We start from the raw sequence: 23,435 nt of genomic DNA, 5'->3' as shown, positions 1-23,435 counted from the left end.
TTAGTACCTCCGCTTTTTATCTTTCATTTCATTGTAAAACAGCTTGTAATGGTCATACCGGCTGCCTGCGATCTCTCCCGTATTCACAGCTTGAATGACATGGCAGCCCGGTTCATGCAGATGGCTGCAGCCGCGGAATTTGCATCTCTCAGCATACGAAGCAAATTCCCTGAAGCAGGTGGACAACTCCTCCACGCCCAGTTCCAGAAAATCCAACTGGCTGAAGCCGGGTGTATCAGCTACAAAACCGCCGTTGCCGATATCCATCAACTCCACATGGCGGGTAGTATGGCGTCCTCGGCCTAATCGAAGACTGATCTCTCCCGTTTCGAGTTCAAGGCCAGGGACAAGGCGGTTCAGCAGTGTAGACTTACCAACACCCGACTGACCGGAGAAGACACTGATCATTCCAGCCAGACGGTTCCGCAGCTCATCGCTGCCGGAGCCAGTAAGCGAACTGGTGACCATCACTTCGTAACCTATGCGCTCGTACAGCGCTTTGACAAGCGCTGTGGCTTCTCCCTCATCGTCAGCCAGATCCTGCTTCGTCAGCACAATGAGGGTCTCCAGACCGGAGTGCTCAATGTGAACCAGAAATTTATCGAGGAGATTCAGGTTCATGTCCGGCTCGCGTACGGAGAATAGAAGCACCGCCAGTTTGACATTGGCTACCTGCGGACGGATCAGCTCGGACTCCCTTGGAAGCAGCTCATCGACCATGCCTTCCCCATTTTCGGTCAGAACATATTTAATCCGGTCTCCTACAAGCGGAGCAATCCCTTTCTTCTTGAGGATTCCCCGCCCCCTGCATTGCACAGCCTCTTCCTCAGTAGCAATCAATCCTTCACGGAGCGGCTTAACGTAATAATAACCGCTTAATGCTTTGATTATAATTCCTTCAGGCATACATCATGAGCCGTCCTCTCCTGATATTGCACAAATGACCCAAGTCTGCTAAAAGCTCCCGGGTCATTCTGCCAGCTGCAGCAGCTCAAGAATTCCTTCTGTACTGCTGCAGCTTATATCCATTTATTTGCTTTTTCCCTTATCCTTAACTTTGTCTTTGTTCGAAGTTGTCTGTACATTGCCGGCATTATCTGTCGTCAATCCGGTCTGATTCCCTGCACCAGTGTTGCCATCTCCGGTAGAAGGAGGCAAAATCTCCGGTTCTACCGTCGGATCGGCAGAAGCCGGGACGTCTGTTGGGGCCTGAGTCGGCTCAGGCGTATGCTGAACCGGTGGTTCCGGATCAGGTACGGTTCCGTTTTTGGCGTCTGAATATTTAATCGTGTAGGTTGCGATGAAGTCACCATCCTGGTAGACAGAGATAGAGCCGTCCTTATTGGGAGCAAGCAATAAATTCACCGACAGATTCTGGCTTTTGGCTATTGTTCGGGTTCCCCATTCCTGGTTCTCGCCATCCTTGCGGGCATCAGCATAAATAATGCGGATTTTAGTCTTTTTACCTTCGACCGAAGGGGCTACCGGCACTTTGAACGTATATTCCAAGGCTTCTGGAGGGTAACCTGTGCTTACCGTAATATTGATCTTCTCACCCGGTGAAGCTGTATCCCCTTTTTCATAAGGCCATTGGTTTATGACTATACCTTTTTCGTCAGAGAAGCTGGATTCCTCTTTAACTTCACCAAGTACAAGACCGGCTGCCTCCAGCATAGCCTGCGCATCTTCCTTGGTATGACCTTTGAGATCTGGTATAGGTGTTGTCTCTTGTCCCTGGCTGACAATCAGTTTGATCGTTGCTGTCTCAGGATCGTAAGGACTACCCGTGGCCGGCTCTGTGCTTATGACCTGCCCTTCAGCAAAGTCCGCGCTAAAGCGTGGATCCTCTGTAATCCGGCTCTGTTCCACACCTTCTGCGATCAGCAGCTTTTCTGCATCCTCTTTAGGTTTGCCCGTTAAATCGATCATCGCAGGCAGCTCCTTGGCAATACTTACGGTAAGAGCTATAGAAGTGCCCTCTTTGACCATGGTATCCGGCTCTTTACTTTGCTTCCATACAATACCGGGTTCTTTATTTGCATTATATGCTTCTGCTGGTGGTTCTTCTGCGGTAAGCCCTACCTTGGCGAGCTCCGCTTTGGCTGCTTCAAAGGACATGTCAGTCACCGTAGGAACCGCCACTTCACCGACGTCGAACTTGTCGTTCACATACCAGACCAGGCCACCCATTGCGAGCAGAAGCAGTAAAGTAAGGCTGATCCAGAGCACTGGACGTCCCCGTTTCCGTTTGGCGGAGCTTCGCGGCATTTCTTCTTCTTCATCACGCCTCATCCGGTCTTCTCCGCCACCACGGCTGTTAAGCCCCCGCTGCATCGGCCGGATCGCCGGAATAACACGGGTTCTGTCCTCATCCTCTTCATCATGGAACTGAGCCTTGGATTCGCTTCGCCGTTCCGGCAGCAGACAGGTTTCCAAGTCCTTTAGCATTTCTTTGGCGGACTGATACCGCTCCTCCGGATTCTTGCGCATAGACCTTAAAATAACATTCTCCACGCTTTGCGGAATCAGCGGATTCAGAAGCCGGGGTTCTTCAAACTCCTCTTGCAAATGCTTCAAAGCTACGCTGATCGGGCTTTCGCCCAAAAAAGGTAGTACTCCGGTAAGCATCTGGTAAAGGACAATCCCTAAGGAATACAGATCGGACTTCTCCCCCGTCGCTACCCCTTTGGCGTGCTCTGGCGAGAAATAATGCACCGATCCGACTACAGAGCCTGTCTGGGTTATAGTAGTGGACGTAACTGCCCGGGCAATTCCAAAATCCGTAACTTTAACTCGTCCATTGCGGCCGATCAGAATGTTGTGGGGCTTAATATCCCTATGGATAATCTGATTCTGGTGCGCATGGTCCAGCGCGTCGCATATCTGAGATGCTATACGGATAGATTCATCTACCTGGAGCGGGGCACGTTCTTTAATAATCTCATTCAGGTTCTTGCCTTCTACATATTCCATAACAATATAATGAATTTCATCTTCTTGTCCTACATCATAGATACTGACCACATTCGGATGAGACAAGGATGCAGCAGATTGCGCCTCCCGCCGGAAACGGCGGATGAATTCCTCGTCATGTACAAACTGGTTTCGTAAAACTTTGATCGCTACGTTCCGGTTAAGCAGGATATCATGGGCTCTATAGACGAGCGCCATTCCTCCTCCTCCAATCCGTTCGATAACTTGGTAACGGCCGCCCAATTCGTGACCGATCATTTATCCCACTCCTTTGTTTCGGGCACAGCGGCCACTCCTTGATGTTCTAGCATAGCGACGCTAATGTTATCGCCACCGCCGGCAAGCAAAGCCAGCTGAAGTAAACGGTCCGCTCTTTCTTCCAGGGATATTTCATGAATTCCTGCCACTTTGCCCAGATGCTCCTGGCTGACGAAATTGCTCAGGCCGTCACTGCACAGAAGCAAAAGTTCCCCTTGTGACAGATGAACAGGTGCAAGATCAGCCGTAACCTCGGCATCCGTTCCCAGCGCCCTGGTCAGAACATTTCTGCGCGGATGATTGTCGAGTTCTTCGAGGCTGATCTGGCCGTTCTTGAACAGCTCATTGACCAGCGTATGATCATCGGTTAACTGCACGGCTGCTCCATCCTTAATTAAATAGGCTCTGCTGTCCCCGATATGGCCGATATATCCGGTCGGACCCTTCAGAAGAACAACAACGACAGTCGTGCCCATGTTATGGTACTTCTCATCGCTGGAAGCCTCATTGTGGACTGCACTGTTGGCCTCATAGATGGCAGCAGTGAGCGCACCCTGAAGTTCTTCCTCCGGAAGATCAGGCTGAAGCCCGTCCAGGGCATTCTTTATTGTCTCCAGAGCAAGACGGCTCGCAGTGTCGCCAGCCAAGTGTCCGCCCATTCCATCGGCAATAATGCCGAGGGTATAACCGCTGCGTGTCACGCCGATCCAGACTGAATCCTCATTGACGGTACGTACCCGGCCAATGTCGCTGGCATGAACTGTTCTGATCAAATATCCTCACCCCAACTCCATATGTTTGGCGCGCAGCTGTCCGCATGCGGCCGCTATATCATGGCCCTGCTCACGGCGGATGGTTACATTAACACCGTGGTCAGCCAAAATACGTTGAAATTCAAATATATCATTGCGAGAAGTCCTTACATATTTGCGTTCAGGCACATGATTCACGGGAATCAGATTCACGTGACAAAGCATAGTCTTCAGCACTCCTGCAAGCTCCTCTGCATGCTCCTTCTGGTCATTAACACCGCCAATCAATGCATATTCAAAGCTGATCCGGCGGCCTGTCTTAGCCTGATAATACCGCAGGGACTCAATTACATCATCAAAGGGGTAGCGCCGGTTAACCGGCATCAGCTTGGACCGAAGTGTATCATTGGGTGCATGTATCGAAATGGCCAGATTGATCTGGGTATCTTCGTCTGCAAACTTATATATATTAGGCACGATCCCGCTGGTAGAAACTGTGATGTGCCGTTGTCCAATATTCAGGCCTTTCTCATGGATCATCAGACGCAGGAACCGCATAGTAGCGTCATAATTCTCAAAAGGTTCACCAGTTCCCATGATGACAATGCTGCTGACCCGCTCACCGCGGCTATCCAAAATCTGCTGGGAGCGGACGACCTGGGCCACAATTTCGCCTGCGGTCAGATCGCGTTTAAGACCACCAAGTGTAGAGGCGCAGAATGTACACCCTATCCGGCAGCCAACCTGCGTCGTTACACACACGCTGTTGCCATAATTGTGTTTCATAATAACAGTCTCTATCGCATGGTCATCATGCAGTCCAAAGAGGAATTTCACAGTACCATCCTTGGACTCCAGCTTCGTGATCTCTGTCAGAGCTGTGATGCGGAATTGTTCTTCCAACTTCCCGCGCAGTGCCTTGGACAAGTTGCTCATGGATTCAAAATCATTCACACGTTTGACGTACAGCCAGTCAAAAATCTGGCCGCCGCGAAAAGCGGGCTCTCCGTTATCCTTGGCCCACTGCTGCAACTCTTCCAGAGAAAAATCATATATTAAAGGTTTCATTAGATTCAGCACCTGTACTTTCTTAAGATATAGAAATTCATCAGAATACGCACCAAACCATTCTTTTTAATGATATGCGTATTATTTCTCATTCTTCCTATTTTAACACAAAATTCAGAGACGGTAAAAGAAAAGCCCGCCACGCATAAAGACCAGCGGGCGGGAGACCGGAAAATGTCTTACGGAACTGCTATTTTACAAGAGTCTTTGCAGCCGGGAAATGAAGAAACCATCACTGCCGTAATGCTGAGGAAGCAGCTGAATTCCTTCTCCCTCGGATAGCGCGGTCCCCCCGACTCTTTCCCATACAGGGGAGTCAAAGGTTACAGAACTAAAGCCGGGGTTATTTTTAAGAAACTCAGCTACAATTCTGCTGTTCTCTGCCTGTTCTGTTGTACAGGTGCTGTAGACCAGAATCCCTCCGGGCTTCAATAATCCTGATACGGATTGCAGCAACTCTGCCTGCAGTGCAGCCACACTGGATACATCCTGCGGCTGTTTGCGCCATTTGAGATCCGGTTTGCGGCGGATCACTCCAAGTCCGGAGCAAGGTGCATCCAGCAGAATGCGGTCAAATGATTCCGGCTCAAACTTCTGCCCAAGCTGAAGTGCATCACTGCTGCCAGTACCAATGCTATCGAGTCCAAGCCGCTTGGCCTGATCTTCAATCAGCTGTGCTTTGTGCGGATGCAGATCGTTTGCATAAATGAACCCCTCGTCCTTCATCAGCTCAGCCATATGGGCGCTTTTGCCGCCAGGAGCGGCGCAGCAGTCAAGCACTCTCATGCCGGGTCCAGGTGCAACTGCCTCAGCTACCAGCATTGAACTCTCATCCTGTACCGACAAATAGCCATCGCGGTACCAGGAACTGAGCGCAAGATTGCCGCCGCCCTTGATAATAATGCCATAAGGGCTAAGCTGGGAAGGAGAAGCTTCCAGTCCTGCCTCAACCATTTGCGCAAGCAGAGCATCACGGGAAATCATCGTAAGATTCACGCGAACACTGGACGCTGGAGGTTCATTATTCGCGGCACACATCGCTTCAGCGGCATCCAGCCCATACTGTGCAGCCCATTGTTTTACCATCCACAAAGGATGGGAATGAAGTACGGAAATGCGTTCTTCGCGGCTTAGATTCCCTGGCAAAACCGGAAGCTCTCCGGCACGCAGCACGCTGCGAAGTACCCCGTTCACCATTCCTGATATCCCTTGATGACCGCGTTTCTTAGCGATATTTACCGCTTCGTTGACAGCTGCATGGGACGGGACACGGTCCAGATACATGATCTGATACAAGCTTAGACGCAGCAAATTGCGGACCCAAGGCTCGAGCTTGGCTATGCCTTTGCTTACGAAGCCATTAAGTACATAGTCTAAGGTAATTAGCCGTGAGATACTGCCATATACGAGCTCCGTTGCCAGTCCTGTATCTTCACGGCCAAGCGTGGACTTCTGCAAGCTGCTGTTCAGCAGCAGATTACTGTAAGCTCCTTGTTGCTCCACACGGACAAGAATATCGAGCGCCACTTCCCGGGCAGAATCGGCTGCCCGGGTACCCGGAGCACCTGACCGGGAATTCCTGCCGTTGCTTCCTTTCCCTTTGCTGCTTCGTGCTGGTCTTGCCTCTCCGTTACCGCCGTCAAGCTTCCCTTGTGGTCCTTTGCGGTCCGTGCCGCCATTACCCGCGCTCAACCCAGCACCGTCCCGGGCTTCATCACAGCACCGCGGCTAAAGTCAGCTGCAGTCATGGCTTTTTTACCTGCCGGTTGAACTGAGGTAAGCAGCAGACTACCATCACCAGTTGCCACTTCAACTCCGTCGTCACTCACCGCAAACACCGTACCTGGTACTGCTTGATTATTAACACTGTTCCCGTCAGGTTTATGCGCAGCCCATATCTTGAATGTTTCTCCGTTCCAAAGTGTAAAAGCACCAGAGAACGGCACCAACCCGCGAATACGGTTATAGATATCAAACGAATTCGCATTCCAGTCAATCCGTTCATCATCTCTGCTGAGATTTGGAGCGTAGGTAGCTTCACTATCATCCTGAGGAGTTGCCTGCACGCGGCCAACGATAAGCCTTGGCATTTCGTTCATGAGAAGCTCACATCCGGCGAGACTAAGCTTTTCAAACAAAGTTCCCGAGGTGTCCGTATCTTCAATGGGAACCTCTACGCGCGAGATCATATCACCAGTATCGAGGCCTTCTGCCATATACATCAGAGTAACGCCGGTAACCTTTTCCCCATTAATAATACAGCGCTGAATTGGAGCACCGCCCCGGTATTTCGGCAGCAGCGAACCATGGACGTTCACACAACCGAACTTTGGAAGATCCAGCACCGATTTAGGCAAAATCTGTCCGTACGCTGCCGTAACAATCAGATCCGGCTCATAGGTTGCCAGTTCAGCCACGGCCTCAGGACGCCGCATCCGCTCAGGCTGCAGAACCGGCAGCCCCAGAGCCAGAGCCGCTTCCTTCACCGGAGAAGGCGTCAGTGTCTTTTTACGTCCCTGCGGGCGATCCGGCTGGGTGACAACTGCGACAACCTCATAGCCCTGCTCCAGCAGCATTTGCAGAGAAGGCACCGCAAAAGCCGGAGTTCCCATGAACACTATCTTCATATCCTTCACTCCTCAGTTTCGCTGTGTTCAGCTATATACTCATACACCTTCTCGGCAATATCCGTGAACAGCACCCCGTTAAGATGATCAATCTCATGCTGAAACGCCCGGGCCAGCAAGCCGCTCCCAGTGATTGTTACCTCATTGCCTTCACGGTCAAGTCCGCGAACAGTCACGGTCTCTGCACGGCGCACATCCCCATTTAAACCCGGTATGCTCAGGCAGCCTTCCGGTCCGAATTGTTCTCCTTCCATGCTGACAATTTCCGGGTTGATCAGCTGGATCAATCCATGTTCTTCATCGGCATCTACTACGATAAGACGTTTCAAAATGCCAACCTGCGGGGCAGCCAGTCCAACACCCTCCGCGTCATACATGGTATCCGCCATGTCATCCAGCAGTTTTTGAACATTCGGGGTTATTTTCGTCACTGTCTTTGCCGACTTGTGCAACACTTCATCCGGTTCTTTCACGATCAGCCTTATAGCCATACAAACACACCGTCCTTGAACATTTCTATAGTATATCTAATTCTAATCAATCTAAGCTCGCTTCAGCTCTATATTCGCATTTAAGAATTCTCTGCAATGCGTACCTATTGTAACATGCCTGATGATTACATCAACATCTGCGGATCTACATCCAGGCTGATTTGAAGTCCTGTATCTCTTACCGAATCCTCAAGTTCTTCTGCCACCTGTCGGGCCAGTCCGATCGCATCAATGGAGCCGCGCCACTTGATAATGCATTGAAATCTGTATCTGCCTTTTAGCCGGGGCAGCGGAGAAGCGACAGGTCCAAGTAAATCGAGCGCATCGGTTGACAGCTTATCCAGACTGCCGAACCAACGTAGCTGGCGAGCCTTTCCCTGCAGGTTCAGCGCATAATTCTCTGCCATCCGCAGCAGTACGGGAAGCTGTTCGTGGGAGAGCGTAACAAGAATCAGACGGCAATACGGCGGATAATGCAGCTCCCGGCGGTGTTTCAGCTCTTCCCGCACAAAGGAGTGATAATCATGTCCGCTGGCATGCACTATGGAATAGTGCTCCGGTGTATACGACTGCACTACTACTTCGCCGGGAAGCTGGTGGCGTCCCGCTCTCCCGGCGACCTGCGTCAGCAGCTGAAAGGTCTTCTCAGCCGCCCGGAAGTCCGGCAAATTCAATGCAGAATCTGCTGTGATTACACCTACCAGTGTAACATCAGGAAAGTCCAGCCCTTTAGCTACCATTTGCGTACCCAGCAGCACATCGGCTTTTTTATCCCTGAACTGGTTCAACAGCTTCTCATGCGAACCCTTCTCTGTGGTTGTATCGACATCCATACGGATGACACGGATACCCGGGAACAACTTCCCCAGCTCCTCTTCCACCCGCTGGGTCCCTGTACCAAAGAAGCGGATATGCTCGCTTCCGCATTCCGGACAAAGCTTAGGGGCAGGTTCAGCATGACCGCAGTAATGGCAGCGGAGGTTATCGCTGCGGCTGTGGTAGGTCAAGGAAATATCACACTCGGGACAGCCAGCCACATACCCGCAGCTGCGGCACATCACAAAGGTGGAAAACCCCCTGCGGTTCAGAAGAAGCACCGTCTGTTCCCCACGTTCCAGCCTGCTCTCCAGAGCGGCATGGAGCCGGCGGCTGAACATCGAACGATTTCCTTCCTTAAGCTCCTCCCGCATGTCAGTCACATGCACCTTAGGCAATTCATTGCCGAGTGCACGGCTCGGCATGTGAAGGAGAACCGGCGAAAAATGAATATCGCTCTGGGAGCGGGCCGCATGATAGCTCTCTAGAGAAGGAGTCGCGGAGCCGAGAATCACTGCAGCTCCACCCTGTTCTGCTCTGCGGACCGCAACATCACGGGCATGGTATTTCGGATTCTCCTCCTGCTTATAGGAGGATTCATGTTCTTCATCCATGATGATGAGACCCAGATTCACGAACGGAGCAAAAACTGCGGAACGGGCGCCTACCGCCACCGTTGCTTTGCCTTCACGGATTTTACGCCATTCATCGTATCGTTCACCGACAGACAGCCGGCTGTGCATCACAGCCACTCCGCTTCCGAAGCGGCCCTTGAACCGCTCGACCATTTGCGGGGTCAATGCAATCTCGGGAACCAGGACCACAGCCTGACGGCCCTGATCCACACAGCGCTGGATACACTGCAGGTAAATTTCTGTTTTGCCGCTCCCGGTTACCCCATGCAGCAGAAACACCTCATGCCGCTGCGCATCGACGGTTGATGCGATACGCGTATATACCGCTTCCTGCTCGGCAGTCAGCGGCAATGGAGCACTGGGCTTGAAATCACGCCCCTGGTAAGGATCACGGTATACTTCAATCTCAGTGATCTCAATGAACCCCTTATCCTCCAGCGCTTTCACCGTCCCGGCTGTGACCTGCAGAACCGACAATACATCCTTCATCGGCATGGGCAGCAAGGCTTCCATCTCGATCAAAAAGGACAATACTTCTTTTTGGCGGGCTGAACGCGCCGAAAATCCGGCCATTGATTCACGGGCTGCGGAGAGTCCAATGGCGAGATCGACTGCCTTCAGCTTCTTCTTGCCCATCTTATCCTTAATCGACTGACTCTCAGCCAATACACCGCGGCGGAGCATAAACTTCACCGTTTCTGCAGCCTGAGGAAAGGTCTTTGTCAGAAGCTTCATAGAGACTTCTCCATGTCGTCCCACAAATTCAGTAATCCGGCTCTCCTCCTGATCCAGTTCCAGGAACAAAGGGAACAGCTCATCCGTGCTGCCGCCGCTGTCTTCTGCAGCATCACCAAGCGTAATAAGCCGTTCGGCTTTACCTTTGAGAGCTGTTGGAAGCATCGCCTGAAGCGCAGAAATACGTCTGCAGGCATATCTTTGGCTCATCCAGTCCCCTAGCTCTACTAACTCCGGGGAAAGCGGGGGAAGCAAGTCCAGCACTTCCTGAATGGGCTTCAATCCTGATACTGCACCAATCTCACCAGATTCCAGCGAGACGACAAAGCCTTGCACCGTACGGTGTCCAAAGGGCACTGCCACCCGGCTTCCCACTTCGATCCACAGCTTAAGCGAGTCCGGTATCAAATAGTCAAAAGGCCGGTCAGTGCTGCGTACAGGAACATCGACAATGACCTTGGCTATCTCCATTATAATCCTGCTCCGGCAATGCGCGCTGCCGCCAACTGCAGGACCTGCCGCGCGACTTCGTCTTTGGAGACCTGTGGAAGATCAAACACAAGGCCATTAGCATCATAGACGGCTACGATGTTGGTATCTGTCCCAAACCCCGCACCTTCAGCCGCGACATCATTAGCAACGATCAGATCCAGGTTTTTACGGACCAGCTTGTCCTTGGCATACAATTCTGCATTGCCTGTTTCCGCAGCAAACCCGATCAAAAATTGCTTATCCTTCGTTTTTCCGAGGCTCTCTAGGATATCCGTCGTCTTCACCAGTTCAAGAGTCAACGTTTCTCCGCTCTTCTTGATTTTGGAGTCGGCACTCTGCCGAGGACGGTAATCCGAAACTGCAGCAGCCTTGATCAAGAGATCGCAATCCTTCCAGCGGCTCACCACCGCATCATACATCTCCGCAGCCGATTCCACCTTCACGACTTGAATCTCCGGATCCTGTGGAGGTGCTTCATCCGTGCGCGCTGCGATAAGCGTTACCTCGGCTCCCATTGCACGTGCAGCACGGGTTAGGGCAAAGCCCATTTTGCCGGAGGAATCATTGGTAATATAACGGACCGGATCAATCCGTTCAATCGTACCGCCAGCGGTGATGATGACTTTTTTCCCGGTAAGAGGCCCGTTCACTGCAGCATGTTGTAGAGCAAAAAATTGCTCCACCACCTGCACTATCGCTTCAGGCTCCTCCAGCCGACCTTTCCCTACATAACCGCAGGCCAGCAGACCCTCACCAGGCTCGATAAATTTCACTCCCCGCTTATACAGCGTATTGATGTTATCGAGGACCGCCGGATGCTGATACATATGTACATTCATGGCCGGTGCCACCATAACGGGAGCGGTTGCTGCGAGCAGCGTGGTGGACAGCATATCATCGGCCAGCCCATGTGCCATTTTAGCGATGATATTGGCGGTTGCCGGTGCGATCAGAATAAGATCGGCGGAATCTGCCAGGTCAATATGCGAAATCGAAGACGGATCACGCTCCTGAAAGGTATCGCTGTAAACACGCTGCTTGGACAAAGACTGCAACGTCAGCTCGGTAATGAACTGCTTGGCCGAGGCCGTCATGATCACATGCACTGTGGCTCCTTTTTGCGTAAGCTTGCTGGTCAAGGCAGCCCCTTTGTAAGCAGCAATTCCACCGGTAATCCCCAATATAATCGTTTTGCCCTGTAAGCTCTTCAACTGAATCTCCCCCCTGTTCCCTTGCTTAGCGTCCATAACCATCAGATATGAAAGAAAAACTGGAAATCCTCACTTTTTGAGAAAAAAATAACAACCTTCCGGTTGTCGGTACAGCCCGGTCTGGGCTATTTAAAATAATTGACCTCTAACCCAAGAAGAAACGGCAGCAACCCATACAAATGGCTACGTCCGTTTCTGAAAATGGCCTAGCAGGAATAGCTCGGACTACTCTTCTCCGCGGGTCACAATGATGCGGTCTTCATAAATCTCTTCCAGAGCAACACCGACGTTCTTATGTGATCTCGGAGCTTTGATATCGGTCTTGCCGCCTTCGCGTAGCGCTCTTGCCCGGCGGGCTGCTGCAACAACCAAGGAATACTTGCTGTCGACTTTGGTCATCATTTCGTCAATGGATGGATATAGCATGTAAAACACCTCTTCATCTTTTACTGTGATATGAGCTTGAGTTCTGACGTACCTATCATCTCACCTTACAATGTTCGGCGATGATGATGCTTTCTATTCGCTTGCAGGCCAGATCAATCTCATCATTCACTACTGCATAATCGTAATGCTGGATCAGGCCGATCTCATCCTCCGCCACGGACATACGGTGGTTAATGACATCAGGGTGCTCCGTACCGCGTCCGCGGATGCGGTCCTTCAATTCGTCCATGGACGGTGGAAGAAGGAACACAAAGATACCTTCGGGAAATTTGTCTTTGACTTTGAGGGCTCCCTGAACTTCGATCTCCAGAATAATGTCTCTTCCGCTGTCGAGTGTTCGCTCCACAAAATCACGCGGAGTACCGTAATAGTTGCCTACGTACTCCGCATATTCAAGCAGTTGATCAGCTTCAATCATGGCCGAAAACTGCTCTCTGGTTTTGAAAAAATAATTGACTCCGTTTTCTTCGCCTTCACGCGGCAAACGCGTTGTGGCGGAAACGGAATAGACTAGTTCAGGCATCTTCGGCCGCAGTGCGGAACATACAGTTCCTTTACCAACACCGGACGGGCCGGATAGTATGATCAGCAATCCTTTTGACATAGTACACTCCATTTGTTGTTATTCGTCGTTATCGTCATCTTTGCTGGAAAGACGGTGTGCCACAGTCTCTGGCTGCACAGCCGAGAGAATGACATGATCGCTGTCTGTAATGATGACGGCCCGCGTCCGTCGGCCGTAAGTGGCATCGATCAGCATGTGCCGGTCTCTGGCCTCTTGGATAATACGTTTGATTGGTGCAGATTCCGGGCTGACTATGGAAATAATTCGGTTGGCCGATACGATATTCCCAAAGCCGATGTTGATTAATTTAATTGCCATGTTCCGGTTGTTCCCCCCATAGATTACATCTTTGCTTGCTTCAGATCACTGTCATTCCAGGTTCGCTGCTTGTTCACGTATCTTCTCCAGTTCAGCCTTCATATCCAGCGTGAGATTCACCAGAGTCAGATGATTACATTTGGACCCGATTGTATTCGTCTCCCTGTTCATCTCCTGAATGAGAAAATCCAGCTTGCGTCCTGCCGGCTCGCTTCCCTTCAGCAAAGCCTTGCATTGTTCAAAATGACTGTACAGCCGGGTAAGCTCCTCATCAATATTACAGCGGTCGGCAAAGACAGCAATTTCCATTCCGAATTTATGCTCTTCAAAAGGGAACGTCCCGTCACTCAGCATGCTGAGCCGCTGGCGCAGCTTCTCACGGTACTCGTTCACCACCACTGGAGCAAGTGCTGCCATTTCAGCATGCAGCTCCTTCAGATGATTCAGCCTGCGCCCCAGATCAGCGGCTAGAAATCCGCCTTCACGGGCTCGCATCTCTAACAAAGCTTCCAGACTCTGGTTCAGACCCTGCTCAAGAATATCCTTGAAGTCCTGGTCCAGGACGGATACATGGGTATCTTCCTTGAACTCCATTACACCTGGCATCGAAAGGATGTCTCGCAGCAGCAGCTCACCTTGAATCCCAAATTCTTCTTGCAGCTGCTCAGCTGACTTCAAATAGGAACGCACCGCCGAACGGTTCAGCACTTGTGCCAACTCGGCTTCTTCGGTATGCTCCCTGTTAATGATGACATCTACTCGTCCCCGTTTGATATGAGCTTGAACTTGTCTTCGCAGCATATCCTCATAAATCGTCCAATCCCGGGGCATCCGCAGTACAACTTCGCAGTAACGGTTATTCACCGATTTAACTTCGAACGTAATCTTGTAACCGCCGAATTGCAGGGATGATTGACCGTATCCGGTCATGCTAAATGACAACGGAATCACATCCATTACACTATTGTAATTGATTCTTACTAGCGAAACAAGGGGGACAATTTACGTCCTTGTTTCTCCCACACATACTCCAGGAGCTGCACACTCATATCATAGAACATGAACGGCGTCATCAAATAGATGCCATTAAAATGCCTAGTAGCCGCATCCAGCAGCTCTTTGGCAATCCGCACACCCTCTGCACGTCCTTCTTCGCCTTCCAGACCCTGCATCCGGCTTCGTACTTCTGGGGACAGCTGAATGCCGGGAACTTCATTATGAAGATATTCCGCGTTACGTCCGCTGGCCAGCGGCATGATACCAATAAAAATAGGGATCTCCAGGTGCGCCGTAGCCTTTGCAATGCGTTCGATCAGCTCAGGATCGTAGACTGGCTGGGTCATGATATAGTCGGCGCCGGAGGCAATCTTTTTCTCCAGACGTTCAACCGCCTTGTCCAAATGCTTAACATTCGGGTTGAATGCGGCTCCGATAACAAAATTCGCGTTCTGCTTCAGCGGCTTGCCGGAAAAGGCGATGCCGTCATTCAACTGCTTGATCATCCGTATAATTTCAAATGAGGTCAGATCGTAGATGGAGCTTGAACCCGGCAAATCGCCGAATCTGGCCGGATCACCCGTAACTGCCAGCACATGGTCAATGCCCAAGGCATCGAAGCCCATGAGATGGGATTGGGTTCCGATCAGATTGCGGTCACGGCAGGCAATATGAACCAGAGGACGCAGGCCCGTACGGGCCTGAACCAGATGCCCCAGCGCCATGTTGCTCATCCGTGTCACAGCAAGCGAGTTATCCGCAAGCGTCAGAGCATCTGCACCTGCTCTTCGCAGCGCTTCCGCGCCACGCATGAACTTTGCAATATCCAGATCACGCGGCGGATCAAGCTCAACGATCACCGTGTGGCGTTCCTTGACCAGATCGACCAGTGTCGGTTCATGACCATCACGTTCTTCGTTGTCTCCCAGATGCTCCTGTACCGTCAGGCGCTCCAGCTTGTTCTGGGCTGTCGGCTCCGGCAGAGGCTGCGGCGAATACTCGCGAAGAGCGGCAGAGATCTCAGCGATATGCTGTGGCGTTGTGCCGCAGCAGCCCCCAATAATACGGGCACCCATATCCGCAAAAACCGGGGCCATCTGGCCGAAATAATCCGGCGAGGCACCATACCGGTACTGCCCGTCCACATAATCGGCGATACCCGCATTAGGATATACCGAAGCGGGGAGCCTTAAGCTGCCCTGCAGTGATTTCAGTGCACGCTTAATGCCATTAGGTCCGGTTCGGCAGTTAAAGCCGATAATATCCGCACCGTCCTGCTCCAGAATATGAAAAGCCTCCGTCAGCGTTAATCCGTCCAGGGTGCGTGCGGTCTCATCTACAGCCAGCTGGCAGATCACCGGAAGCTCGCTGAGCTTGCGGACCGCTCTTAATGCCAGATGCAGCTCCTCCACATCATAGAACGTTTCCAGCATAATCCCGTCAGGCTGCTCTTCCAAAAGCGCCGAAAACTGCTGGGCATAAAACCGTTTCAGCTCGGTGCTGGACAGGTTTGCCCGTTTACCGGCACGGATTGAACCAACCGCACCTACGACATAACCGGTATCCCCGGCAGCATGCCGTGCAATCCGTACACCTGCGCGGTTGATTTCATCCACCTTGGCCTCCAGGCCAAATTTGGACAGCTTGTCATAATTGGCAGAGTAAGTATTACTCTCCAGCAGCACCGCTCCCGCTTCAATATAGCTCCGGTGTACATCTTCAATAACCTCCGGAGAGGTCAGATTCAATTCTTCATAGGAGATGCCGACCGGGAAGCCTTTTTGATATAAAAAGGTTCCCATCGCTCCGTCTCCGACCAACACGTTATTCTTCCATGCAGAGCGCAAATCCGGCTTCACCGTAAGAACCTCCCTTAATCAGTCCATAGTTTCATACTAATGTAACATAAATCGGGATGGATGATAAGCTTTCAGCAGGCAAAAGCCATTCATATTACCAGACCCTAAAAAAAGCAAATCCCCGAATCGGAGACTTGCTGTCAAAGTAATGAAGGATTAGCTTATTTTGAATTTCCCAGCCAGTTCTAATAATTCTTCAGACATTTTTGCCAGAGCCATTGAAGCACTATTGACTTCTTCTACCGTCGCCAGCGTTTCCTGCGCAGAAGCTGAAACACTCTGTGTCCCACCGGATGTTTCACTGACAATTACAGATATCCCTTCAAAAGCTGTTACCAGATTTTTGGTATCACTGGACATTTCTTTGGAAGCCTCGGAAACTTCACTGATCTCAGCGGTCACACCATGCATAGCCACTTCTATCTGTTCAAAAGCTTCTCCTGCTTCAGTGACGGAACGTATTCCCTCAAGTACCTCTTCTTCGCCTTTCAATACCCTGGATACACTGATTTCGCTCTCCAGCTGGATGCTCTTGATGACCTCGGAGATCTGCTTTCCAGACATTGCAGTCTGGTCAGCAAGCTTTTTCACCTCAGAAGCTACAACCGCAAATCCTCTGCCGGCTTCTCCTGCACGCGCCGCTTCGATGGAGGCATTCAAAGATAACAGATTCGTCTGTCCTGCAATCTCATTAATAAAGTTAATAATCGTACCGATTTCCTTTGATTTTTCACCTAGTGATTTAACGGATACAGCAACCTCAGTAGAGTTATTCTGGATCGAAGCCATTTGCAGTATAGCTGACTTAACCGCGTCAGATCCCTGTACCACAATTTGCGAAGCATTAATGGCGGACTGGTTCACACTGGAGGCACTTTCTTCAATAAAAACTGCCTGCTCATTCATCCGGTTTACCATTTTCATGCTTCCGGCAATACTCTCAACTTGTTTTTCCGTACCTTGGGCCAGGTCCTCAGTAATATGAGCAATATGTTCAGTGGCCTGGCTTGTTTGTTCAGCACCGGCTGTCAGTTCTTCGGCGGATGCTGCAACCTGCTCTGCATGAGACCCGATTTCCTGAATCAGATGCCGCAGATTGCCCGACATGTGATTAAAGGAAACCGCCAAATCGCCAAGCTCATCCTTGTTCTTGATTCGAATCTCGTTAACTGTCAAATCTCCGTTTGCAATCCGCACAGCAGCTGTCTGCAGCAGCTTAATGGGCTTCGTTATCTGACTGCTGATCAGCAGAGATGATGCCGCTGCCGCAATTAGAGATATGATGATGATTCCAATAATCGTGGATTCCACATCTTTTGCACGTTGCTGCGCGATTGCAATTTTATGATCAGCTTCCGTCTGTTCCGTAGTAACCAGGTTACGGGCTACTTCAACAAATTTATCCAACACGACGCTCTGATTTACTGCAATTGATACTATGCTCTCTGATTCACCTTTATTTTTAGCGTCAATCATCTGATCGGATATTACGATGAATTGCAGTTGCAGCAAATCTAATCCGGCCAAAATCTGCTGTTTACCGGGATCTGTGATCAGTGATTCCAGCTTCGCATGATGTTCCGTGAATTTGAGGCGTGCAGCTGCATAGGCATCCATTTTTTTCGGATCTGCAGAAATGATAAAATCGGATACATCCGCATGTTCAGATTCGATGGTAGTGTTCAAATCTTTTATTAAGCCTATTGTAGCCACTTGTTTTTTGAGGAGGCTGGTATAGGTTCCGTTAATTTGCGAGAGATACATGTACCCGGTAACTCCGATAAACACCAGAAAAATCAAAACGATACCAAACCCTATGTAAAGACGCTGTTTTATACTTTTCGCTTGAAAGATACTCTGCATCCTGTTCACTTGCTTCCCTCCTCTTTCGGTCCCAAAATCTCTTCAGCCTGTGCTCTGAACGTGCTTGCAGCCTGCTCTGGTGTAATACTGCCGGCATACAGGTTTTTCAGTATGATTTTCAGAGCGTTTTGAACGACCGCATCAGACAGCGGTGCTGGCGGATCAATTGGGGTGGAGTGTTTGGCAATATAACTCATGTATGAGTATTGTTCTTTCCCCAGTTCGGTGGATTGACTGGATAATTGTTCTGCGATTTTAGTTGCAATCGGAACTCCGCGGTCACCCTTAAGAATGTTATTCGCTTCCTTGTTATTAGTGAGAAAATCAACGAATTTAACCGCTGCTTCCTTATGTTTAGAATAAGAAGATACCATGATGAACATAGAAGGCTTCACAAAGTTCCCTTCTGCAGTGGCTCCCTCAACCGTAGGAAGGTTCATGATTTTCAGCGTTCTGCCCGCTTCGTCACCATTTGAAACCATTTGGTTGCTTACCAGTTGTAAAAATGCAGTTTTCCCTGTTGCCAGCGGGTTTTTCTCATCCTTGGGTGAATCTGTACCGGGGTTCAGAAGCCCCTGATCCAGCCATGTTTTCGTCAGTGTCAGATATTCAACCAGGGTAGCTTCTTTGAAACCAAGACCTGTTTTTTCCTTATTGTAAAAAGATTCACCCTTCATTCTGAACCAATAGGATAAATCAAACATCGCATACAAAGGATAAAAACCCGGAGTTTGAACCTTGTCTTTAAATTGCTGCATCGTTTGTTGCATATCCTGAATGGAATACGAATCCTGAAGTGGCTCTATACCATACTGTTTAAACATTTCAGGGTCATATGCGATTCCCAGAGCATTCGATCCCATGGGAATACCATACTGTTTCCCTTCATACTGTCCTGAGGCCAGATAGGATTTATCCACATCGGACAGATCAAGGACGTTGGACTTCATATACGGTTCGAGTGGCTCAATCAAGTGATGGGTGACATAGTTAAAAGCAAAATTATAGTCTGTCTGCATGATATCCGGTGTTTTTTGCTCAGCGGTTTCCATCGCCAGCTTCTGGGCTACCTCAGCAGTTGAAGAGTAATCCTCGGTATTAATTTTAATATTGGGATTCTCTTTCTCAAACAAATCAATAACCTTTAACGTGATCTCCTTACGGCTCGGCTTACCCCACCACATAAAATTCAATGTGATTTGTTCATCCGACTTCTTAACTTCTTCGTTACCTTTCCCTGTACACCCCACAAGTGATATTAACATCACAGAGGTCAAAAAAATGGCCGAAATCCTGGTTGATTTGTGTTTCATGAATGTCCACCTTTCTAATGCTAATCAAACTCTGAAAAACAATTTTCTAAAACTGTAAAAACTTATAATTTATATCGGATGATCCCTCTAATTTCTTGTGTATTTTTTCGACTTTTTTCAGCAAAAAAGCATTTGTATTGGTTGTGCATTCATTCACAATCATGCGCAAATACGAAAAAGAGCTATCTTCAAGTGAACGATTCCGCTTGAAAATAGCTCTTTTATTGTTAACTCCTGATTAGTATGACAGATTAAATGTCCACCGAACCCGTGTATACTACCTGGGCCGGGCCAGTCATGTAAACATGGTTGTCTTCTTCATTCCATTCAATATAGAGATCGCCGCCCTTCAGGCTGATTGTCGCGGTTCGGTCGGTTAGACCATTCAGCACTGAGGAGACCAACGTGGCGCAAGCACCGGTTCCGCAGGCCAAGGTAGGTCCTGCTCCGCGTTCCCAGACACGCATATCGACATGTCCGCGGTCCAGAACGGTGGCGAATTCAACGTTGACCCTTCTCGGAAACAGCGGGTGTACCTCCAGCTTTGGCCCCCAAGTGGTCAGGTCAAAGCCTACAGCATCATCCACATAGATTACACAATGCGGATTGCCCATAGATACAGCGGTGAATTTGAACTCTCTGCCATCCGCTTCAATTGGCTGGTCCAGCACAGGCTCGGCATCGATAGCCACAGGTATCTGCGCTCCTGACAACACAGGCTCGCCCATATCAACTGTAACCGTCTCCACCACGCCGTCCTTCACCTTCAGGGATACCTTCTGCTCACCGGCACCGATGGTTTCGATAACAATCTGCTCAGAGCTGACCAGTCCATGCTCATAGACATATTTGGACACACAACGGATCGCGTTCCCGCATTGCTCTGCTTCCGAACCGTCCGAATTCATAATGCGCATCATATAATCACCGCGTTCTGACGGCAGTATATAGACTAGCCCGTCCGCACCTATTCCGAAGAACCGGTTACACAGGGTAACTGCAAGCTCAGAGGCATTAGCAGGAAGCTCCTGCTCGCCGAAAACGATAATAAAGTCATTGCCAAGGCCATGCATTTTGGTAAATTCCATTGAGATTCCACTCCTAAAGGTTAGTAACAGTGAACCAAGCATACCTTAAGGAGTGGGTTTAAGCTATTGATTTTATGCCGAAATTTTTGTACTTTTTATCATTGTCCGTCCTCCGCTGCGGCTGTGGTTCTTCTTGCCGCCCCACACGCTGCCAGCTCCCATCAGGAAGGTAGGAATGCCTGCGGTAACCAGCACCAGACACCATTCACGGAAGGTAAGCGGCACGGTCTTGAACACTGGCTGGAGCACAGGCAGATACATAACTACCAGCATCAGCAGAACTGATGAGAGCACAGCCAGCACCAGATATTTGTTCTGAAACGGATTGCGGTGGAACACTGAGCGGGAGCTGCGGCAGTCAAAGACGTGAATCAGCTGGGCCATAACCAGGGTGGCAAAAGCAACCGATTGCGCCCGGATCAGCTGCTGCGGACTGCCGGGGTCAATTCGCAGCGTCAGCCAGAAAGCGGCTAAGGTGCACAGACCGATCAGCAGCCCGCGGCTGATGATTTTCCAGCCAAGGCGGCGGGCAAAGATGTTCTCTTTCGATCCGCGCGGCTTGTGCTCCATCAAATCTTTCTCAGCCTGATCCACCCCAAGTGCCATCGCGGGCAGGCCGTCGGTTACCAGATTGACCCAGAGAATCTGGATGGGAACCAGAGGCAGAGGGAGCCCCAGCATCATGGCAAAGAACATCGTCAGAATCTCCCCTACGTTCGAGGCGAGCAGATAACGGATAAATTTGCGTATATTCTCGTAAATGTTCCGTCCTTCCTCAATGGCCGCTACTATAGTAGAGAAGTTGTCGTCGCCCAGAATGAGCGAAGAAGCTTCTTTGGTTACGTCTGTCCCCGTGATCCCCATGGAGATCCCGATATCCGCCGCTTTGATCGCCGGGGCGTCATTGACCCCGTCCCCGGTCATCGCCACGACATGCCCATGGCGCTGCAGGGACTTGACGATGCGCAGCTTATGCTCTGGAGAAACCCTTGCATACACGTATACATTATCCGATACCTTATCGAGGGCATCGTCATCCATCCGGGTGAGCTGGCTGCCGGTTAATACAGTTCCGCCACGCTGCAAAATACCCAGCTGATGGGCAATCGCTTCTGCTGTGGTTCCATGGTCTCCGGTAATCATCACTGTCTTGATCCCTGCTCTGCGGGTGATGCTGATGGCATCGCGCACCTCACGGCGCGGCGGATCGATCATCCCGGCCAGTCCGGCGAAGACCAATTGGCATTCGGCTTCTTTTTCACTGCCTGCAACTTCACCGGAACGCATTTCCCTGTAAGCCATTCCCAGAACACGCAGCGCACCCGATGCCATTTCTTCATTGGCCTCCATCACCTTCTGGCGCAAGGTAGGTGTGCAAGGTACGACCGCACCTTCCCACAGCATATAGGAGCAGCAGTTCAGCAGAACATCCGGCGCACCTTTGGTACAGATCATTTTACCGCCCGGATGATTGACAACCACGGACATCAGCTTGCGTTCGGAGTCGAACGGAAACTCCGTTTCCCTTGTATAGGTCACAGCAAGCGACTGCGCAGTCAGCCCCATTTTTGCGGATAAAGTAACCAGTGCCCCTTCCGTAGGGTCACCTTTCAGCTCCCATACAGACGGATTGGCCGCATTCTTGCCGGTTTCACTGCTTTTCTCTTTCTCTTTGCCTTTGCGCTTGCTCCGGATTTCTCCGGGAAAGGTTTCAATAATCTCTGCATTGCTGCACAGTGCGCCGATCTGGAGCATGCGCCGCAGGTTTTGATCATTTTTAAGGTCTATGGGCTTGCCCTTTTGCAGTACATGTCCGATTGGGGCATAGCCTTCACCCGTTACCTCTAAATTCCGCCCGGCACTCCATAACCTCGTGACCGTCATTTTGTTCTGGGTTAACGTTCCCGTCTTATCGGAACAGATCACCGAGGCACACCCGAGTGTTTCGACCGATGGGAGCTTGCGGACAATGGCCTTGCGTTTGATCATCCGCTGAACGCCGAGTGCAAGCGCAATGGTGACAATGGCCGGCAACCCTTCCGGAATCGCCGCTACAGCAAGGCTTACACCGGCAAGGAACATAGCAGCTACAGGCTGCCCATGCAGAATACCCGCAGCTACAACCACAATAGTCAGGCCGAGTGAAACATAGATCAGAATCTTCCCCAGCTGCTCCAGCCGATGCTGGAGTGGTGTTTCCTGAGATTCGGTATTCAGGATCAGATCGGCTATTTTGCCCATCTCGGTATCCATGCCGGTGCGTACAACAATGGCCCGGCCAGTTCCCCGCGTGACCATTGTGCCCATGAATCCGATATTTTTCTGATCACCAAGCGGAATTTCCTCGGCATGAATAGCTTCCGAATGCTTGGAGACGGGCAGTGATTCACCGGTTAGCGCGGACTCCTCTGCGTACAAAGCGCTGCACTGCAGCCAGCGGACATCGGCAGGAATCCGGTCACCGCTCTCCAGCAGCACAATATCGCCAGGCACCAGCATTTTGGCGGGAATGTGCTCAACCTTTCCATCGCGCAGCACCTTTGCAGAAGGTGCCGAGAGCTGCTTGAGCGCACGCAGCGAACGTTCGGCGCGGAATTCCTGGACAAAACCCAGAACCCCGTTCAGCATAATAATAGCGACAATCGTTATGGCATCCAGGTATTCGCCCAGCAGACCGGACACCAGCGTCGCTCCCATCAGAACCAGTACCATGAAATCCTTGAACTGGTTAAGCATCAGGGTAACCGGAGATATCGCCTTCCCTTCCGACAGCTCATTGTGTCCGTTCACCATCAGCCTCTGCGCGGCATCCTCTCCGCTTAGGCCCGATCCCGGATGAACGCCGAACATCTTCTGCAGTTCCTCTGCACCGAGCCGGTGCCAACTTTTTTGTTCCATAGTCCTACTTTCCCCTCCCGGTCGTTTCTT

18 protein-coding genes are annotated in these 23,435 nt (G+C 50.7%); all 18 read right to left on the bottom strand.

Annotated elements, in window-relative coordinates; genetic code table 11:
- On the bottom strand, positions 1-906 hold the full coding sequence (gene rsgA / locus A3848_RS29535; RefSeq protein ID WP_074088603.1) for a ribosome small subunit-dependent GTPase A: 906 nt from the start codon (positions 904-906) through the stop codon (positions 1-3).
- A gap of 123 nt (positions 907-1,029) precedes the next feature.
- Entirely contained in the window at positions 1,030-3,231 is a 2,202-nt protein-coding gene (gene pknB / locus A3848_RS29530) for a Stk1 family PASTA domain-containing Ser/Thr kinase (protein ID WP_074088602.1), read from the bottom strand.
- On the bottom strand, positions 3,228-4,004 hold the full coding sequence (locus A3848_RS29525) for a Stp1/IreP family PP2C-type Ser/Thr phosphatase (protein WP_074088601.1): 777 nt from the start codon (positions 4,002-4,004) through the stop codon (positions 3,228-3,230). Before A3848_RS29525 ends, pknB begins: the two co-directional genes overlap by 4 nt.
- Positions 4,005-4,010: 6 nt before the next feature.
- Positions 4,011-5,051, bottom strand: coding sequence for a dual-specificity RNA methyltransferase RlmN (gene rlmN / locus A3848_RS29520; protein ID WP_074088600.1), 1,041 nt, complete (start codon positions 5,049-5,051; stop codon positions 4,011-4,013).
- 195 nt (positions 5,052-5,246) lie between these two features.
- Positions 5,247-6,743 (bottom strand): 16S rRNA (cytosine(967)-C(5))-methyltransferase RsmB, encoded by a 1,497-nt coding sequence (gene rsmB, locus A3848_RS29515; protein ID WP_083606647.1) that lies wholly within the window; start codon positions 6,741-6,743, stop codon positions 5,247-5,249.
- Positions 6,740-7,678, bottom strand: coding sequence for a methionyl-tRNA formyltransferase (gene fmt, locus A3848_RS29510; RefSeq protein ID WP_074088599.1), 939 nt, complete (start codon positions 7,676-7,678; stop codon positions 6,740-6,742). Before fmt ends, rsmB begins: the two co-directional genes overlap by 4 nt.
- A gap of 5 nt (positions 7,679-7,683) precedes the next feature.
- On the bottom strand, positions 7,684-8,169 hold the full coding sequence (def, locus tag A3848_RS29505; protein ID WP_074088598.1) for a peptide deformylase: 486 nt from the start codon (positions 8,167-8,169) through the stop codon (positions 7,684-7,686).
- A gap of 125 nt (positions 8,170-8,294) precedes the next feature.
- Positions 8,295-10,826, bottom strand: a complete 2,532-nt coding sequence (gene priA, locus A3848_RS29500; protein ID WP_074088597.1) for a primosomal protein N' — start codon at positions 10,824-10,826, stop codon at positions 8,295-8,297.
- A complete protein-coding gene (gene coaBC, locus A3848_RS29495; protein ID WP_074088687.1) occupies positions 10,826-12,094 on the bottom strand; it encodes a bifunctional phosphopantothenoylcysteine decarboxylase/phosphopantothenate--cysteine ligase CoaBC in 1,269 nt (422 codons plus the stop codon). Before coaBC ends, priA begins: the two co-directional genes overlap by 1 nt.
- A 189-nt stretch (positions 12,095-12,283) precedes the next feature.
- On the bottom strand, positions 12,284-12,484 hold the full coding sequence (rpoZ, locus tag A3848_RS29490; protein ID WP_074088596.1) for a DNA-directed RNA polymerase subunit omega: 201 nt from the start codon (positions 12,482-12,484) through the stop codon (positions 12,284-12,286).
- A 55-nt stretch (positions 12,485-12,539) separates the two neighbouring features.
- Positions 12,540-13,109, bottom strand: a complete 570-nt coding sequence (gene gmk, locus A3848_RS29485) for a guanylate kinase (protein ID WP_074088595.1) — start codon at positions 13,107-13,109, stop codon at positions 12,540-12,542.
- An 18-nt stretch (positions 13,110-13,127) separates the two neighbouring features.
- Entirely contained in the window at positions 13,128-13,388 is a 261-nt protein-coding gene (gene remA, locus A3848_RS29480) for an extracellular matrix/biofilm regulator RemA (RefSeq protein WP_006209218.1), read from the bottom strand.
- 51 nt (positions 13,389-13,439) lie between these two features.
- Positions 13,440-14,330: a YicC/YloC family endoribonuclease gene (locus A3848_RS29475; protein ID WP_074088594.1), complete on the bottom strand. Its 891-nt coding sequence runs from the start codon at positions 14,328-14,330 to the stop codon at positions 13,440-13,442.
- Positions 14,331-14,368: 38 nt separating this feature from the next.
- A complete protein-coding gene (locus A3848_RS29470; protein ID WP_074088593.1) occupies positions 14,369-16,243 on the bottom strand; it encodes a bifunctional homocysteine S-methyltransferase/methylenetetrahydrofolate reductase in 1,875 nt (624 codons plus the stop codon).
- A 156-nt stretch (positions 16,244-16,399) separates the two neighbouring features.
- Positions 16,400-18,106 carry a methyl-accepting chemotaxis protein gene (locus A3848_RS29465; protein ID WP_074088686.1) on the bottom strand — a complete coding sequence of 569 codons (1,707 nt, stop codon included), beginning with the start codon at positions 18,104-18,106 and terminating at the stop codon, positions 16,400-16,402.
- Positions 18,107-18,111: 5 nt separating this feature from the next.
- A complete protein-coding gene (locus A3848_RS29460; protein ID WP_074088592.1) occupies positions 18,112-19,419 on the bottom strand; it encodes an ABC transporter substrate-binding protein in 1,308 nt (435 codons plus the stop codon).
- A gap of 251 nt (positions 19,420-19,670) precedes the next feature.
- Complete coding sequence (dapF, locus tag A3848_RS29455; protein WP_074088591.1) at positions 19,671-20,507, bottom strand: diaminopimelate epimerase; 837 nt, start codon at positions 20,505-20,507, stop codon at positions 19,671-19,673.
- Positions 20,508-20,579: 72 nt separating this feature from the next.
- On the bottom strand, positions 20,580-23,405 hold the full coding sequence (locus tag A3848_RS29450) for a calcium-translocating P-type ATPase, SERCA-type (RefSeq protein WP_074088590.1): 2,826 nt from the start codon (positions 23,403-23,405) through the stop codon (positions 20,580-20,582).
- Between the last annotated feature and the right edge of the window lie 30 nt (positions 23,406-23,435).

It is taken from the genome of Paenibacillus sp. P32E (assembly GCF_001909085.1).
Classification (GTDB): domain Bacteria; phylum Bacillota; class Bacilli; order Paenibacillales; family Paenibacillaceae; genus Paenibacillus_AQ; species Paenibacillus_AQ helianthi.
The sequence above is the reverse complement of the archived record's forward strand: the minus strand, read 5'-3'. Positions and strand labels throughout refer to the sequence as shown.

Coding starts and splice junctions, on each gene's coding strand:
- rpoZ (WP_074088596.1), bottom strand. CDS start 12,484: ATGCTATATCCATCCATTGACGAAATGATGACCAAAGTCGACAGCAAG.
- priA (WP_074088597.1), bottom strand. CDS start 10,826: ATGGAGATAGCCAAGGTCATTGTCGATGTTCCTGTACGCAGCACTGAC.
- gmk (WP_074088595.1), bottom strand. CDS start 13,109: ATGTCAAAAGGATTGCTGATCATACTATCCGGCCCGTCCGGTGTTGGT.
- A3848_RS29450 (WP_074088590.1), bottom strand. CDS start 23,405: ATGGAACAAAAAAGTTGGCACCGGCTCGGTGCAGAGGAACTGCAGAAG.
- remA (WP_006209218.1), bottom strand. CDS start 13,388: ATGGCAATTAAATTAATCAACATCGGCTTTGGGAATATCGTATCGGCC.
- coaBC (WP_074088687.1), bottom strand. CDS start 12,094: ATGGACGCTAAGCAAGGGAACAGGGGGGAGATTCAGTTGAAGAGCTTA.
- def (WP_074088598.1), bottom strand. CDS start 8,169: ATGGCTATAAGGCTGATCGTGAAAGAACCGGATGAAGTGTTGCACAAG.
- dapF (WP_074088591.1), bottom strand. CDS start 20,507: ATGGAATTTACCAAAATGCATGGCCTTGGCAATGACTTTATTATCGTT.
- rsgA (WP_074088603.1), bottom strand. CDS start 906: ATGCCTGAAGGAATTATAATCAAAGCATTAAGCGGTTATTATTACGTT.
- rlmN (WP_074088600.1), bottom strand. CDS start 5,051: ATGAAACCTTTAATATATGATTTTTCTCTGGAAGAGTTGCAGCAGTGG.
- fmt (WP_074088599.1), bottom strand. CDS start 7,678: ATGAAGATAGTGTTCATGGGAACTCCGGCTTTTGCGGTGCCTTCTCTG.
- A3848_RS29460 (WP_074088592.1), bottom strand. CDS start 19,419: ATGAAACACAAATCAACCAGGATTTCGGCCATTTTTTTGACCTCTGTG.
- A3848_RS29465 (WP_074088686.1), bottom strand. CDS start 18,106: ATGCAGAGTATCTTTCAAGCGAAAAGTATAAAACAGCGTCTTTACATA.
- pknB (WP_074088602.1), bottom strand. CDS start 3,231: ATGATCGGTCACGAATTGGGCGGCCGTTACCAAGTTATCGAACGGATT.